Origin of the sequence: Pseudomonas syringae, from assembly GCF_023278085.1 — a bacterium.
Classification (GTDB): domain Bacteria; phylum Pseudomonadota; class Gammaproteobacteria; order Pseudomonadales; family Pseudomonadaceae; genus Aquipseudomonas; species Aquipseudomonas syringae_Q.
Genome location: NZ_CP066265.1, coordinates 1,332,601 through 1,347,339, shown reverse-complemented (window position 1 = coordinate 1,347,339; position 14,739 = coordinate 1,332,601). Strand labels below are relative to the sequence as shown.

General features: G+C 59.0%; 15 protein-coding genes. 7 read left to right on the top strand and 8 right to left on the bottom strand.

Features of this window, described 5'->3' with window-relative positions; all coding sequences use genetic code 11:
- The first annotated feature begins 1 nt into the window (after position 1).
- Positions 2–2,482: an ABC transporter permease gene (locus I9H07_RS06120; RefSeq protein WP_058823921.1), complete on the top strand. Its 2,481-nt coding sequence runs from the start codon at positions 2–4 to the stop codon at positions 2,480–2,482.
- A complete protein-coding gene (locus tag I9H07_RS06115; RefSeq protein WP_024672259.1) occupies positions 2,472–3,551 on the top strand; it encodes a lipocalin-like domain-containing protein in 1,080 nt (359 codons plus the stop codon). The genes I9H07_RS06120 and I9H07_RS06115 overlap by 11 nt, the downstream gene beginning before the upstream one ends.
- 15 nt (positions 3,552–3,566) lie before the next feature.
- Here the strand turns inward: I9H07_RS06115 and I9H07_RS06110 are convergent, their stop codons facing one another.
- Together I9H07_RS06110 and I9H07_RS06105 are read right to left on the bottom strand one after the other, a co-directional pair.
- Positions 3,567–3,971, bottom strand: coding sequence for a type II toxin-antitoxin system HicB family antitoxin (locus tag I9H07_RS06110; protein WP_024672260.1), 405 nt, complete (start codon positions 3,969–3,971; stop codon positions 3,567–3,569).
- Positions 3,972–4,006: 35 nt separating this feature from the next.
- Positions 4,007–4,189: a type II toxin-antitoxin system HicA family toxin gene (locus tag I9H07_RS06105; protein WP_024672261.1), complete on the bottom strand. Its 183-nt coding sequence runs from the start codon at positions 4,187–4,189 to the stop codon at positions 4,007–4,009.
- Positions 4,190–4,464: 275 nt separating this feature from the next.
- Here I9H07_RS06105 and I9H07_RS06100 point away from each other — a divergent pair, with 275 nt between their 5' ends.
- The 4 genes from I9H07_RS06100 (at position 4,465) to I9H07_RS06085 (ending at position 9,565) form a co-directional block, all read left to right on the top strand.
- Complete coding sequence (locus I9H07_RS06100) at positions 4,465–6,237, top strand: N-acetylglutaminylglutamine amidotransferase (protein ID WP_024672262.1); 1,773 nt, start codon at positions 4,465–4,467, stop codon at positions 6,235–6,237.
- Between the two features lie 3 nt (positions 6,238–6,240).
- Entirely contained in the window at positions 6,241–7,989 is a 1,749-nt protein-coding gene (gene ngg / locus I9H07_RS06095; protein WP_236423636.1) for an N-acetylglutaminylglutamine synthetase, read from the top strand.
- 79 nt (positions 7,990–8,068) lie between these two features.
- Positions 8,069–9,265 carry an osmoprotectant NAGGN system M42 family peptidase gene (locus I9H07_RS06090; protein WP_024672264.1) on the top strand — a complete coding sequence of 399 codons (1,197 nt, stop codon included), beginning with the start codon at positions 8,069–8,071 and terminating at the stop codon, positions 9,263–9,265.
- 72 nt (positions 9,266–9,337) lie between these two features.
- Complete coding sequence (locus I9H07_RS06085; RefSeq protein WP_003314533.1) at positions 9,338–9,565, top strand: YheU family protein; 228 nt, start codon at positions 9,338–9,340, stop codon at positions 9,563–9,565.
- Positions 9,566–9,592: 27 nt separating this feature from the next.
- Here the strand turns inward: I9H07_RS06085 and csrA are convergent, their stop codons facing one another.
- The 4 genes from csrA to I9H07_RS06065 all read right to left on the bottom strand — a co-directional run bounded on the left by csrA (position 9,593) and on the right by I9H07_RS06065 (position 11,983).
- Positions 9,593–9,787: a carbon storage regulator CsrA gene (gene csrA / locus I9H07_RS06080; RefSeq protein WP_236423638.1), complete on the bottom strand. Its 195-nt coding sequence runs from the start codon at positions 9,785–9,787 to the stop codon at positions 9,593–9,595.
- A 170-nt stretch (positions 9,788–9,957) separates the two neighbouring features.
- Positions 9,958–10,290, bottom strand: a complete 333-nt coding sequence (locus tag I9H07_RS06075) for a YnfA family protein (RefSeq protein ID WP_024672266.1) — start codon at positions 10,288–10,290, stop codon at positions 9,958–9,960.
- 395 nt (positions 10,291–10,685) lie between these two features.
- Positions 10,686–11,501, bottom strand: a complete 816-nt coding sequence (locus I9H07_RS06070) for an SDR family oxidoreductase (RefSeq protein WP_236423639.1) — start codon at positions 11,499–11,501, stop codon at positions 10,686–10,688.
- A gap of 104 nt (positions 11,502–11,605) precedes the next feature.
- Positions 11,606–11,983 carry a DUF2784 domain-containing protein gene (locus I9H07_RS06065; RefSeq protein ID WP_024671896.1) on the bottom strand — a complete coding sequence of 126 codons (378 nt, stop codon included), beginning with the start codon at positions 11,981–11,983 and terminating at the stop codon, positions 11,606–11,608.
- Between the two features lie 323 nt (positions 11,984–12,306).
- Here I9H07_RS06065 and I9H07_RS06060 point away from each other — a divergent pair, with 323 nt between their 5' ends.
- Positions 12,307–12,465, top strand: coding sequence for a DUF3309 family protein (locus tag I9H07_RS06060; RefSeq protein ID WP_002552554.1), 159 nt, complete (start codon positions 12,307–12,309; stop codon positions 12,463–12,465).
- Between the two features lie 120 nt (positions 12,466–12,585).
- Here the strand turns inward: I9H07_RS06060 and I9H07_RS06055 are convergent, their stop codons facing one another.
- Both I9H07_RS06055 and I9H07_RS06050 read right to left on the bottom strand, forming a co-directional pair.
- Positions 12,586–14,244, bottom strand: coding sequence for a cation acetate symporter (locus tag I9H07_RS06055; RefSeq protein ID WP_024671895.1), 1,659 nt, complete (start codon positions 14,242–14,244; stop codon positions 12,586–12,588).
- Complete coding sequence (locus tag I9H07_RS06050) at positions 14,241–14,552, bottom strand: DUF485 domain-containing protein (protein WP_024671894.1); 312 nt, start codon at positions 14,550–14,552, stop codon at positions 14,241–14,243. The genes I9H07_RS06055 and I9H07_RS06050 overlap by 4 nt, the downstream gene beginning before the upstream one ends.
- Positions 14,553–14,739 lie beyond the last annotated feature (187 nt).

Genomic DNA, 14,739 nt, shown 5'->3' with positions numbered 1-14,739 from the left:
GATGCGGGTTTTCTACTGGACCCTGCGCGCGCTGCTGAGCCACTGGCGGCGCCATCCGGTGCAGTTTTTCAGCGTGTTGACCGGCTTATGGCTGGCCACCGCATTACTGACCGGCGTACAGGCGCTTAACAGTCAGGCGCGAGAGAGTTATCAGCGGGCCAGCCAGTTGATCGGCGGCGAACCGCAAACCAGCATTTCCGCCACCAGCGGCGGGCTGTTTTCTCAGGACCTGTTCATCGAGCTGCGCCGCAACGGCTGGCCCGTCTCGCCCATGCTGCAAGGGCGCATCGTGCTCAAAGGGCTGGAAGATCGCCGCTTGCAACTGATGGGCATCGAGCCGGTGACGTTGCCGACGGGCTCGGCACTGGCCGGGCAAACCCTGGGCCCGGATCAGATCGTCGACTTCCTCACGCCGCCAGGCATGACCTGGATTGCGCCGCAAACGCTGCAAACACTGGGGCTGAAGGAAGGCCAGCAACCGCTCACCGAAAACGGTATGGCACTGCCACCGCTGCGCGTCAAAGCCGACATGGCACCCGGTGTGCTGCTGACCGACATAGGCTTCGCGCAACCGCTGCTCAGCCAGCCAGGGCAGTTGTCCAGAATGCTGCTGAGCAAAGATTTTGCGCAGCAGAGCCCAGCGTTGCCGCCCGCAATGAACAACCTGCTGGTCATCAAGAAAAGCGGCGAAGAGAACAACCTTGAGCGCCTGACCGAAAGCTTTCACCTGAATCTGAACGCACTCGGGGTGCTGTCATTTATCGTCGGTCTGTTCATCGTCCATGCGGCCATTGGTCTGGCACTGGAGCAGCGCCGCGGCCTGCTGCGCAACCTGCGCGCCTGCGGGGTCAGCGCCCGCTTGCTGATTACCACGCTGGGCGTTGAGCTGGGCGCACTGGCCCTGCTGGGCGGCATTTTCGGCGTGGTCAGCGGCTACCTGCTGGCCAGTCTGCTGCTGCCGGATGTCGCGGCCAGCCTGCGCGGGCTTTACGGGGCCGAGGTCGCCGGCCAGTTGAACCTGAGCCTGTGGTGGTGGCTGAGCGGTATCGGCTTGAGCCTGCTTGGCGCGTTGCTGGCCGGTGCGAACAGCCTGCTGCGTGCGGCACGCTTGCCATTGCTGGCGCTGGCCGATGCGCAGGCGTGGCAACAGGCTCATGCGCGCTGGCTGCGACGGCAAGCCTGGGTGGCCGCCAGCGGCGCGCTGGTTGCTCTTGCAGCCTCGCTGTTCGGCACCACGCTGATGCTGGGTTTTGTAATGATGTCGGCCCTGTTGCTCAGCGCTGCGCTGGGTCTTCCAGTCTTGCTGGATGCCATGCTCGGCGGCCTGTTGAAGCGCAGCCGCTCGGTGCTGGGGCAGTGGTTTGTCGCTGACTGCCGCCAACAGTTGCCAGCCTTGAGCCTGGCGCTGATGGCGCTGCTGCTGGCGATGGCTGCGAATATCGGCGCAGGCAGCATGACCTCGGGCTTTCGGGGGACCTTCAACAGCTGGCTGGAACAACGCCTGACTGCCGAGCTGTACGTCAGCCCGCAAGACCCGACGCAGGCCGAACCGCTGAAAACCTGGCTGAGCCAGCAAGCAGATGTCCGCGCAGTGCTGCCCAACTGGCAAGTGCCGGTGCAAATCCAGGGCTGGCCTGCCGACCTGTTTGGCGTGATCGATCACAGCACCTATCGCCAGCACTGGGAGTTACTTGAATCTGTCTCAGGCGATCCGTGGAATCTGTTGCGCGATGAAGACACGGTGATGCTCAGCGAACAGATGGCGCGTCGTCTTGATCTGGGGCTGAACGATACGCTGAACATCCCGGTGCCCAGCGGCCAGTGGGCGGTGCGTATCGTCGGAATTTACGCCGACTATGGCAATCCCAAGGGCCATTTGCTGGTCAACTCGAACCACCTGCTCGCCCACTGGCCGCAATTGACGCCGGTCCGTTTCAATCTGAGGATTGATCAGGCGGCAATCACGCCCTTGGTGACCCACCTGCAAGACCGCTTCAAGCTGGACGACAACCACATCATCGATCAGAGCCAGCTCAAGGGCTGGTCGAGCCAGGTCTTCGAGCGCACCTTCGCCGCCACTGCCGCCCTCAACAGCCTGACACTGGGCGTGGCTGGCGTAGCGTTGTTCATCAGCCTGCTGACTCAGAGTCAAAGCCGTCTCGGGCAGCTCGCGCCGCTGTGGGCATTGGGTGTGACGCGGCGGCAACTGATGCTGCTCAACCTGGGGCAGACCTGGCTGCTGGCAGTGCTGACGCTGGTACTCGCGCTGCCGTTGGGCCTGATGCTGGCGTGGTGTCTGGATGCGGTGATCAATGTTCGGGCCTTTGGCTGGCGCCTGCCGTTGCAGGTGTTCCCGCGGCAATTGCTGCAACTCATGGCGCTGGCGATGCTGGCAACTTTACTGGCCTCGGCCTGGCCGCTGCTGAAGCTGTACCGCAGTCGCCCGGCGGATTTACTGAGGACCTTCGCCAATGAACATTAACTGGCTGATGCCGCTGGCCGTCGCCTTGCTGCTCGCGGGCTGCGATGACAAACCACAGCCTGAAAGCGGTTTCGCCGGGCTGGGCAATTCAGCCGATGCTTACACACAGGTCACGCCGGGCAAGGTCTTTTCATTCCCCGAAGACCACGGCCAGCACCCTGGCTTTCGCATCGAGTGGTGGTACATCACCGCCACCCTGAAAGATGACGCGGGCCAGCCATTCGGTGTGCAGTGGACCATGTTCCGCAGCGCCCTGCGCCCTGGCAAACAGCCCGGCAGCGGCTGGAATGACGGCACGATCTGGCTGGGCCATGCGGCGGCCACTTCAGGCAGCGGCCATTACGTGGCAGAGCGCTACGCTCGCGGCGGAATCGGGCAGGCCAACGTGACACAGGCGCCCTTCTCGGCCTGGATCGACGACTGGGCATTCAACAGCAACGCCCAGACCGGCGACCCGCTGGCCACGATGCAGCTGAAAGCCAGCGGCCAGAATTTCCGCTACGACCTGCACCTCACGTCCAGCAAACCGCTGGTGCTGCAAGGTGATCAAGGCTACAGCCAGAAATCCGAAGCAGGCCAGGCCTCCTACTATTACAGCCAGCCCTTCTTCGAGGCCAAAGGCAGTATAGAAATCGAGGGTAAAACCCATCAGGTCACCGGTAACGCCTGGCTGGACCGGGAATGGAGCAGTCAGCCATTGACCGCCAATCAGAGCGGCTGGGACTGGTTCTCCCTGCAACTGGCAGACGGCGACCGCCTGATGCTCTATCGCATCCGCCACAAGAGTGGCGAACCTTACCTGACCGGCAACTGGATCAGTGCCGATGGCACCACGAAAATGCTTCACGCCAACGAAGTCAGCCTTGAACCCCTCAAGGAGACGTCAATCGGCGAACATCAGGTGCCGACCCGCTGGGCAATCAAGATTCCCGGCAGAAACCTGGATATCACCACCGAAGCACTGAACCCCAAGGCCTGGATGGGCACCAGCATTCCCTACTGGGAAGGCCCGGTGAAGTTCAGCGGCAGTCAGGCGGGGGTCGGATATCTGGAGATGACCGGGTATTGATCATTTCGACCGCCGTTACGCCCGACCAAGTTTTTCAAGCGCGGCATCGGCGAGGAAGGTCGAGCGACTCTTGATGCTGTGATCCCGCACATAGCGGTCGATCTGCTTGATGACGAAACCCGGCAAGGTGACGTTGACTTTCTCGGTCTTTCCCAGATAAAGGGTTATATCGATTTCGAGCATGCCCCAGCCCATTCCGGAGAAGTCAGGGTTTTTGGCATGCTCGGCAACGGTCCTGGCCTTGGGGAGGGTTCCACCACTGGCGGCGATCTCTTGCAGCATGATATGCGCAATCTCCACGGCCGCCGCATGAGCTTGCTCGAAGGTATCGCCTGCACTGATTGCGCCGGGAATGTCAGGGATCTGGATACCGAACGCTGTGGTTTCATCTCCCCACTCTATGCACATTGGATATTTCATTTTTTTCTCCGAGAAGGTTGCAGGATAAAACTGAATTACACCAATCCGGCCAGCTTTCTGATGGCTTTCACCGTACCCACTGGCAAATCCTTCTTGGGATGTGGCACTGGAACTGTCTGAGCTTTTTGCGGATGTTTGAACATATGATGACTGCCGGTAACGCGATCAAGAATCCACCCGTGTGCTTCAAGCTCCTTCATCAAATGCCTGCTCTGCACCTCAGTCTCCTTGCGTGAAAATATAACCCTGGGCGCATGTTAAAACAATGCAAAATGGGCGCCCAGAGTTATGTTTTTTAATCCAATACAACTCGTTTCACAAAAAGCCGGCAGCCAATATCCAAGTCCTCAATGCCGCTAAAAGGCACCGCCTCAAAAGGCGCAACTCGCCGCTTATAACTTTTTGATCTAAAACTACCCCGCCTTCACTGGGTCAGTTTCTGGGTGACTGCACTTTCTCAGTCACCTCCCCAACGGAAACCCGGTAAGGACTTATGTGCGGATTAGCAGGTGAACTTCGTTTCGACCATCAACCAGCGGACCTCGCCGCGGTTGAACGCATTACCCATGAGCTGGCGCCTCGCGGCCCGGATGCGTGGGGTTTTCATAGCCAGGGGCCGATTGCCCTTGGTCATCGCCGTCTGAAAATCATGGACCTGTCAGATGGGTCGGCGCAGCCGATGATCGACAGCAACCTTGGCCTGTCTCTGGCCTTCAACGGTGCGATCTATAACTTCCCGGAACTGCGTGCCGAGTTGGAAAGCCTTGGCTATCAGTTCCACTCAGGTGGCGACACCGAAGTGCTGCTCAAGGGCTACCACGCGTGGGGCGCAGACATGCTGCCCAAGCTCAACGGCATGTTCGCGTTTGCCATTTGGGAGCGCGACAGCAAGCAGCTGTTCATTGCCCGTGACCGCCTCGGCGTAAAGCCGTTGTACCTGTCGAAAACCGACAAGCGCCTGCGCTTCGCATCCTCGCTGCCTGCCCTGCTCAAGGGTGGTGATATCAGCGGGATGCTTGATCCGGTGGCACTGAACCATTACCTCAACTTCCATGCCGTGGTGCCTGCACCGCGCACGCTGCTGGCCGGTGTCGAGAAGCTGCCGCCGGCGAGCTGGATGCGGGTTGACGCCAGCGGCAAGGTCGAGCAGAAAGTCTGGTGGACGCTGCCTTATGGTCCGCATGAAGACGAGAAGAACCTGACCCTCGAAGACTGGCGCGACCGGGTGCTGGACAGCACACGCGAAGCGGTTGCCATTCGTCAGCGGGCGGCAGTGGATGTCGGTGTGCTGCTGTCCGGTGGTGTCGACTCCAGCATGCTGGTCGGTCTGTTGCGTGAAGTCGGCGTCGAAGACCTGTCGACGTTCTCCATCGGCTTTCAGGATGCGGGCGGCGAACGTGGCGACGAATTCCAGTACTCGGACCTGATCGCCAAGCATTACGGCACACGTCACCATCAGTTGCGTATTCAGGAAAGCGAGATCATCGAGCAGTTGCCTGCGGCGTTCCGCGCCATGAGCGAACCGATGGTCAGCCATGACTGCATCGCCTTTTACCTGTTGTCGCGCGAAGTGGCCAAGCATTGCAAGGTTGTGCAGAGCGGCCAGGGCGCTGACGAGCTGTTCGCCGGTTACCACTGGTATCCGCAGGTCGACGGTGCCAGCGACCCGGTTGCGGCCTACCGCGATGCATTCGTGGACCGCAGTTATGCAGAATACGCTGAGACCGTTCAGCCAAAATGGCGCACGGCCAACGATGCAGCCGGTGACTTCGTTCGCGATCATTTCGCTCAGCCGGGTGCCAGTGCAGCGGTCGACAAGGCCCTGCGCCTGGACAGCACGGTGATGCTGGTCGATGACCCGGTCAAGCGTGTCGACAATATGACCATGGCCTGGGGCCTGGAAGCGCGTACACCGTTTCTCGACTATCGTCTGGTCGAACTGTCTGCGCGTATTCCCGGCAAGTTCAAGCTGCCCGATGGTGGCAAGCAGGTACTGAAAGAAGCCGCACGCCTGGTCATTCCTTCGGAAGTGATCGACCGCAAGAAAGGCTACTTTCCGGTGCCTGGCCTCAAGCATTTGCAGGGCGATACCCTCAACTGGGTACGCGAGCTGCTGACCGATCCGAGTCAGGACCGTGGCCTGTTCAATCCGGCCATGGTCGACAAACTGCTGACCAACCCCGAGGGCCAGCTTACGCCACTGCGTGGCTCCAAGTTGTGGCAGTTGGCAGCGCTGAACCTGTGGCTCAGCGAACAAGGACTGTGATTGATGAAACAGAACGCGACGACTTATAGCCAACGCCTGTTGCGCGGACAGTCGCCCTCGTATGAACGTTTGCAAGCGCGCCTCGCTGAAGACGGCAGCCAGATCGATGCAGAGCCCTTGGCGCTGCATTGTGGCTGGGGGCGCTTGCTGATCGGTCACACTTATCCTGATCCGGTGGCGCTGGCACAGGACCTGCTGAACGAGAAACCCGGTGAACGCGATATCGCCCTGTACGTGGCCGCGCCACAGCAAGTACTGGCGCAATCACCGCAGCAGTTGTTTCTCGACCCATCGGACACGCTACGCCTGTGGTTCAGCGACTATCGCCCTGCCCAGCGTGTGTTCCGTGGCTATCGTATTCGCCGTGCGCACAACGACACCGACTGGCAGGCGATCAACAATCTGTACCTGGCGCGCGGCATGCTGCCCATTGACCCTGCTCTGCTGACGCCGCGTCATCAAGGTGGCCCGGTGTATTGGGTGGCCGAGGACGAAGGCAGCAACACGATTATCGGCAGCGTCATGGGCCTGAACCATCAAAAAGCGTTCAACGACCCGGAAAAAGGCAGCAGCTTGTGGTGCCTGGCGGTAGATCCGCAATGCACACGCCCGGGCGTCGGTGAAGTGCTGGTTCGCCACCTGATCGAACACTTCATGAGTCGCGGTCTGAGCTATCTTGATCTGTCGGTGTTGCATGACAACGAACAGGCCAAGGCGCTGTATGCCAAGCTGAATTTCCGCAACCTGCCGACCTTCGCCATCAAGCGCAAGAACGGCATCAACGAGTCACTGTTCCTCGGCCCGGGCCCGCAGGCGGACTTCAATCCGTATGCGCGGATCATCGTTGAAGAAGCCCATCGTCGCGGTATCGACGTGCAAGTCGATGATGCCGATGCCGGGCTGTTTACCCTCTGCTACGGCGGCCGTCGTATTCGCTGCCGGGAATCGTTGAGCGACCTGACCAGCGCCGTCAGCATGACGCTGTGCCAGGACAAAAGCCTGACCCATCGTGCACTGAAAGCAGCCGGGCTGCGTCTGCCTGCGCAACAACGGGCAGGCGACGAGGCGGGGAATCTCGCATTTCTTGAAGAACACCGGCAAGTCGTGGTCAAGCCGCTGGACGGCGAGCAAGGCCAGGGCGTTGCCGTGGATCTGCGCACGATTGAAGACGTGCAGAGCGCTATCGAACAGGCGCGTCAGTTCGACAGTCGGGTGATTCTGGAAAGCTTCCACGAAGGCCTGGACCTGCGCATTGTGGTGATCGGCTTTCAGGTGGTGGCCGCAGCGATACGTCGCCCGGCAGAAATCATTGGTGACGGCCGTCACACCATCAAGCAATTGATTGAGGCACAAAGTCGTCGGCGTGCGGCCGCAACCGATGGCGAAAGCCGCATTCCGATGGATCAGGAGACCGAGCGCACTGTGCGTGAGGCGGGCTACGACTATGCCGACATTCTGCCGATGGATCAGCGCCTCGCCGTGCGGCGCGCCGCCAATCTGCACACCGGTGGCTGCCTGGAAGATGTCACGGCCATTCTGCACCCGGTGCTCAGCGATGCGGCCGTGCGTGCGGCGCGAGCGCTGGACATTCCGGTGGTCGGCCTAGACCTGATGGTGCCTGCTGCCGATCAGCCCGACTACGTGTTCATTGAAGCCAACGAGCGTGTCGGGCTGGCCAACCACGAACCGCAACCCACTGCCGAACGCTTCGTCGATCTGCTGTTTCCGCACAGCCTGCCTGTGCATATCTGATCGCAGCTGCGAGTATCAGGCTGCAAGCGGTCGCGACCCTTGCAGCCTGTGGCTTGCAACTGCTCCATAAGGAGCATTCATGACCCCTGCAACCATTCCCGATCCGGATCTGAAGTACCTGCAGAAAGTGCTGTTGGAAATGCTCGCGATCCCGAGCCCGACGGGCTTTACCGACACTATCGTGCGCTACGTGGCCGAGCGTCTGGAAGAACTGGGCATCCCGTTCGAGCTGACCCGCCGCGGCACGATCCGCGCCACGCTAAAGGGCAAACAGAACAGCCCCGATCGCGCTGTTTCAGCACACCTGGACACCATTGGTGCCAGCGTTCGCGAAGTCAAAGAAAATGGCCGACTGGCACTTGCCGCAGTCGGCTGCTGGTCCAGCCGGTTTGCCGAAGGCAGCCGGGTCAGCGTGTTCACGGACACCGGCGTGATCCGTGGCAGCGTTCTGCCGCTGATGGCTTCTGGTCATGCATTCAATACCGCTGTGGATGAAATGCCGATCAGCTGGGACCATATCGAACTGCGCCTGGACGCTTACTGCACCACGCGCGCCGACTGTGAATCGCTGGGCATCGGTATTGGTGACTTCGTAGCGTTCGATCCATTGCCGGAATTCACTGAAAGCGGTCACATCAGTGCTCGCCACCTGGACGACAAGGCTGGCGTTGCAGCACTGCTGGCGGCGCTCAAGTCGATTGTCGAAAGTGGTGCCGAACCGTTGATCGACTGCCATCCGCTGTTCACCATCACCGAAGAAACCGGCACGGGTGCGGCGGGCGTGCTGCCTTGGGACGTGAGCGAATTCGTCGGTATCGACATCGCGCCAGTCGCACCGGGCCAGCACTCCAGCGAACATGCGGTCAGCGTGGCCATGCAGGATTCCGGCGGTCCATACGACTATCACCTGTCTCGTCACTTGCTGCGTCTGGGCGTGGAAAACGAGCTGCCGGTGCGTCGTGATCTGTTCCGTTACTACTACAGCGATGCGCATTCTGCAGTGACTTCGGGACACGATATTCGTACCGCCCTGCTGGCATTCGGTTGCGACGCGACTCATGGCTATGAGCGCACCCACATCGACAGCCTGGCGGCGCTCAGCAAGCTGCTTGGCGCGTACATCCTCAGCCCGCCGGTGTTTGCCAGCGATGCCAAACCGGCGCAGTCATCACTGGAGCGGTTCAGCCATCAGCTGGAACACGATGCGCAGATGGAATCCGATACCCGCGTGCCGCCGGTCGACAGCCTGATCGGGCAGAATCGCGAAGAGAGTTGAGGCGCAATGAATTGAATTGCGGTGCCCGGCACCGCAGTTCTATCATCGCCGCTCATCGACAAGAGAACCGCCATGCTTATCCCCTACGATCAACTGGAACCCGACACACTTACCCGCCTGATCGAGGATTTTGTCACCCGCGAGGGCACTGACAACGGCGACGAAACGCCACTGCAAACCCGGGTGCTACGTGTGCGGCATGCGCTGACCAAGGGTCAGGCAGTGATCTTTTTCGACCTCGAGAGCCAGCAATGCCAGTTGATGCTCAAGCACGATGTGCCCAAGGAATTCTTTGAATAAGCGCTGCCTGAACGTCATCGGTGCTGTTTATTGGGGTGGCGTTGGCGCCTGCTGTGAAAGCATCTTGGCAATCCGCTTGTAGACCTCGGCACGGTGAACCTTGACATCTTTGGGCGCACTGATTCCGAGCCTGACCTGATTGCCGTTAATCCCCTGAATCTGCACGGTAATGTTGTCACCAATAGAAAATGTCTCACCAATTTCCCGTGTCAGTACCAGCATCGTCCTACCCTCGCTTTGCATAAAAGGAGGCAGGGTGCACGGCACGCGCGAGGGCTTCAACGTGGTGGTGGCAAATCAGTAATGTCCTTCAAGGCCATCGGAAACCACTGAAGGAAACATCTTACTTTCAAGCCAAATCTGTAGGAAAAGCCTTGTTTGAAGCTGCGATTTCAGGGCGCTGACCAGCGTGGGCCCAGCAGAATAATGGTCGCGCCGATGACGCAGAAAGCCAGGCCCAGCCAGTCGCTGCCCAGTGGCCTGACCCGCTCGACCAGCCCCAGCCAGGCAATCGACGCCACGATGTAAATCCCGCCATACGCCGCATAGGCACGCCCGGCATACGCCGCTTCGACTCGTGTCAGTAACAGTGCGAAGACTGTCAGGCTGATCAACGCCGGGATCACCCACAAGGCGCTCTTGCCTTGGCGCAGCCACAGCCAGAAGGCATAGCAGCCGAATATCTCGAACAGCGCGGCGAGAAAGAACCACAGGTAATTGAGCATGAACGGTTCTCGGGATAGAGCTGAAAGATGCGCGCAACCCTAGCAGAAAACCGCGTGTTAATGACCACGATGACTTCAGGCATGCAGCGCGGCGCACGTCTGTGACGCAGAGCGTCACGCAAGGCGTTCCCACGCTGGAGCGTAGGGAACGATAATCCCAACTATGACCACCATCGTGCGACGCTCTGCGTCCTCTTTTGCGACGCGGAGCGTCACGCAAGGCGTTCCTACGCTGGAGCGTAGGGAACGATAATCCCAACGATGACCACCATCGTGCGACGCTCTGCGTCGTCATGCCGTTCGGGACGCTCCGCGTCCTCTTTTGCGACGCGAACTGTATTCCCACGCTGGAGCGTGCGGAACAATCATCCCAACCACGGTGCCTATGCCCCGCGTCAAGAATGCCCTTTCTGCGCCTTCGCGCGCATCTTGGCGCACATGACGGTCATTTCCTCGTACATCGCCTGTGGCTGTTTACGCTTCATTTCCCACGCCATCCGTCCTTCTTCGTGAGGCAGGATCATGAACTCGCCCTTGGCAACCTGCGTAAACATGTAGTCGGCGATGTCTGCGGCGCTGATCGGCGATTTCTCCAGCAGTCTGCCGATCTGCGCTTTCATCGCCGGGGTCGGACCGCGGAACGAATCCAGCAGATTGGTCTGAAAGAATGACGGGCAGACCACATGCACGCTCACATCCTGATCACTCAATTCAACCAGCAGGCTCTCGGAAAGCGCCACAACCCCGGCCTTGGCGACGTTGTAATTGCTCATGGCCGGTGCCTGCATCAACGCAGCCATTGAAGCAATGTTGATGATCTTGCCCTTGCTGGCCAGCAGCATCGGCAGGAACGCCTTGCAGCCTTTGACCACGCCCATCAGGTTGATCGCGATCTGCCAGTCCCAGTCCTCCAGTGACAATTCGTTGAAAAAGCCACCCGACGCCACACCCGCATTATTGACGATCACGTCGATACCACCAAAACGCTCGTCACACGCCTGCGCAAATGCGGTGAGCTGGCTGTAGTCGCGAACGTCGCAGCGCAGGACAAACCCGTCACCGCCCGCCTCGCGCACCAGCCTTATGGTTTCCTGCAGACCGACATCGTTGACGTCCGACAACGCCAGCCGCCACCCTTCGCGTGCCCAGCGCAGGGCAATTTCACGACCCAGACCTGAGCCGGCGCCAGTAATCATGATGCGGTTTTGCATAGCCGAATGCCTTGTGGTGTGCAGGAGTCGGCTGAGTGTAATCACAGTCGAGGCCCGATAACCCCACCATCAAGGCGCTGAATGCCTGGAGCAAACCTGCAGACTCATGCCCGCCTGATCCGAGCCACGCAGCGCATCAGCAGCACGCCATATACCGCCGCATTGATCAACAGAACGACACCACCCAGCCAGAGCTGTATGCCCGGCGTCAGCCCTGCGGGATAAATCAGAGGAATCAGATAGTGTTCGACGAAGCCGCCTTCATAGCCCTGCTCGCCAGCCTTGCTGCGCAATGCGTTTTCCAGAGGGGTCAGCGGACAATAAAGATGCAGAAACTCAACTACGGCCCCCCAGATGATCGCAGGAACGTGCAGCAACGCCAGCCAGGGCCGTCTCAGTACCAGCAGGCCGCCAACGAGGACGAACACAATGAACAACAGATGGAACGCCACTACCGCATCCGCCGCTACTCGGTAAAACATCGGCATGCCCTCAACCAGACCAGAAACAAAGGAACTCAAATCACACACGCATGTAGACGAAAAGGGACACACCTTTAAGTTCAATCATTTTTAAGACTATTTAACCCCACTACTTGCCGTTAAAACCGAGTTATTGTCGGACAAAACCGCATCAACTCCATGATTTTAATGATTTTTAAAATTTGTAAGGAATTATTGAAAATAGACCGAACCTTTCCTGAACGGTGGCAGTCGGATGATTCAAGCAGGTAAATACACCACCTTCCGGTGCGAAAACTTATCGGCACTCGCTATTCAACTGCAATTAAAAGAGGGAACTCATTATGGGCATCGGCACTATTCTTATCATCGTTCTGATTCTGCTGCTGGTCGGCGGTCTGCCAGTATTCCCGCACTCGCGCAGCTGGGGCTACGGTCCGTCGGGCATCATCGGTACGATCCTGGTGATCCTGCTGATTCTGGTGTTACTCGGCAAGATATAACCTGCTGCCTCAGGCGGTAGACCAGAGCCCCGCTTTCTCAAGCGGGGCTTTTTATTGCCCGAAAAAACATTGCCCATGAAAAAGCAGCCCGAAGGCTGCTTCGTTCATTACCTGTGCTGCTTAGTGCGAAACCGCACCGCTGGCACCCAGCCCGGTTTGCGACCGGACGAACTGCGGGTAGAACAAGGCGCGCTCGCCCTCTGCCGCTTTCGACTTGTCGGTGATGGAGAAGAACCAGATACCCACGAATGCGATGGCGATCGAGAACAGCGCCGGGTATTCGTAAGGGAAGATGGCTTTCTCGTGATGCAGGATCTGCACCCAGATGGTCGGCCCCAGCACCATCAGCACCACGGCGCTGACCAAGCCCATCCAGCCGCCGATCATGGCGCCACGGGTGGTGAGGTTTTTCCAGTACATGGAAAGCAGCAGGACCGGGAAGTTACAGCTGGCTGCGATGGAGAAAGCCAGGCCCACCATGAACGCGATGTTCTGGCTCTCGAACGCGATGCCCAGCAGGATTGCCACGACTGCCAGAGCAATCGTCGTCATCTTCGAGACACGGATTTCGTCTTTCTCGTTGGCCTTGCCAGCCTTGATTACGCTGGCATACAGGTCGTGAGACACCGCCGAAGCACCAGCCAGGGTCAAGCCGGCAACCACTGCCAGAATGGTGGCGAACGCGACTGCCGAGATGAAGCCCAGGAACAGACTGCCACCCACCGCATCCGCGAGGTGCACCGCCGCCATGTTGTTACCGCCCAGCAAGGCACCTGCTGCGTCCTTGAACGCCGGGTTGGTGCTGACCAGCAGGATCGCGCCAAAACCGATGATGAAGGTCAGGATGTAGAAGTAGCCGATGAAGCCCGTGGCATACAGCACTGATTTACGGGCTTCCTTGGCATCGCTGACGGTGAAGAAGCGCATCAGGATGTGTGGCAGACCGGCCGTACCGAACATCAGCGCCAAACCCAGCGAGAACGCAGAGATCGGATCTTTTACCAGGCCGCCAGGGCTCATGATCGCTTCACCTTTGGGGTGAACCTTGATCGCTTCGGAGAACAGCATGTTGAAGTCGAAGTTGACATGCTTCATGACCATCAGCGCCATGAACGACGCACCGGACAGCAGCATGACTGCCTTGATGATCTGCACCCAGGTGGTGGCCAGCATGCCGCCGAACAGCACATAGAGGCACATCAGGATACCGACCAGAACGACCGCAACGGTGTAGTCCAGACCGAACAGCAACTGGATCAGTTTGCCGGCACCGACCATCTGCGCAATCAGGTAAAACGCCACCACAACCAGCGAACCGCAGGCAGACAGCGTGCGAATTTCTTTTTGCTTGAGGCGGTACGACGCCACGTCGGCAAAGGTGTATTTGCCCAGGTTGCGCAAACGTTCGGCGATCAGGAACAGAATGATCGGCCAACCGACCAGAAAGCCGATCGAGTAGATCAGACCGTCGTAGCCAGAGGTGTAGACCAGCGCGGAAATACCCAGAAAGGATGCTGCCGACATGTAGTCGCCAGCGATGGCCAGCCCATTCTGGAAGCCAGTGATCTTGCCGCCCGCCGAGTAATAATCCGATGCAGTCTTGTTCTTCTTCGAGGCCCAGTAAGTGATGTACAGCGTGAAGGCAACGAAGATGACGAACATGATGATCGCCGCAACGTTGAGGGGTTGTTTCTGTACTGCGCCAGTCAACGCGTCTGCCGCCCAGAGGGTCGGAGCGAATGCGGCCAGGCCAAGTGCTGCGGATAGGCGCCAGATCATTGCTGAGCCTCCTTCAGGATCGCGTTGTTCAAGTCATCGAACTCGCCGTTTGCACGACGAACATAGATGGCGGTCAGCACGAACGCAGAAAGGATCAGCCCTACGCCTATCGGCATTCCCCAGGTAATGGTCGATGTGGCGCTTAGTTTGGCACCCAGAATATGGGGCCCGTAAGCAATCAAAAGAATAAAGGCTGCATACAGCCCAAGCATGATCGCCGAAAGAATCCAGGCGAAACGCTCTCTTTTGGATACCAGCTCCTTGAAACGGGGGCTGTTTTGAATCGAGAGGTAAATGCTGTCGTTCATTGTTTTTGTCCTCGCAGCACAGATGAGATGTCACGTAACGCACTTTAGTCGGGTCCGGCGTGCACTCCAGACGACCTTAGTATTAGAACGACATTAGCCGTCGTTTCAGCTCCACGCACGGTGGCGACGCACCGCCAGTCGGTCGTGCAGAAAATACTGGGGGGCAGAAAAGCAAAAAGCCGTCTGG

Bases quoted from the DNA above. Each gene is read 5' to 3' on its own strand.
- I9H07_RS06120 (WP_058823921.1), top strand. From the start codon at position 2: ATGCGGGTTTTCTACTGGACCCTGCGCGCGCTGCTGAGCCACTGGCGG.
- I9H07_RS06115 (WP_024672259.1), top strand. From the start codon at position 2,472: ATGAACATTAACTGGCTGATGCCGCTGGCCGTCGCCTTGCTGCTCGCG.
- I9H07_RS06110 (WP_024672260.1), bottom strand. From the start codon at position 3,971: ATGAAATATCCAATGTGCATAGAGTGGGGAGATGAAACCACAGCGTTC.
- I9H07_RS06100 (WP_024672262.1), top strand. From the start codon at position 4,465: ATGTGCGGATTAGCAGGTGAACTTCGTTTCGACCATCAACCAGCGGAC.
- ngg (WP_236423636.1), top strand. From the start codon at position 6,241: ATGAAACAGAACGCGACGACTTATAGCCAACGCCTGTTGCGCGGACAG.
- I9H07_RS06090 (WP_024672264.1), top strand. From the start codon at position 8,069: ATGACCCCTGCAACCATTCCCGATCCGGATCTGAAGTACCTGCAGAAA.
- I9H07_RS06085 (WP_003314533.1), top strand. From the start codon at position 9,338: ATGCTTATCCCCTACGATCAACTGGAACCCGACACACTTACCCGCCTG.
- csrA (WP_236423638.1), bottom strand. From the start codon at position 9,787: ATGCTGGTACTGACACGGGAAATTGGTGAGACATTTTCTATTGGTGAC.
- I9H07_RS06075 (WP_024672266.1), bottom strand. From the start codon at position 10,290: ATGCTCAATTACCTGTGGTTCTTTCTCGCCGCGCTGTTCGAGATATTC.
- I9H07_RS06070 (WP_236423639.1), bottom strand. From the start codon at position 11,501: ATGCAAAACCGCATCATGATTACTGGCGCCGGCTCAGGTCTGGGTCGT.
- I9H07_RS06065 (WP_024671896.1), bottom strand. From the start codon at position 11,983: ATGTTTTACCGAGTAGCGGCGGATGCGGTAGTGGCGTTCCATCTGTTG.
- I9H07_RS06060 (WP_002552554.1), top strand. From the start codon at position 12,307: ATGGGCATCGGCACTATTCTTATCATCGTTCTGATTCTGCTGCTGGTC.
- I9H07_RS06055 (WP_024671895.1), bottom strand. From the start codon at position 14,244: ATGATCTGGCGCCTATCCGCAGCACTTGGCCTGGCCGCATTCGCTCCG.
- I9H07_RS06050 (WP_024671894.1), bottom strand. From the start codon at position 14,552: ATGAACGACAGCATTTACCTCTCGATTCAAAACAGCCCCCGTTTCAAG.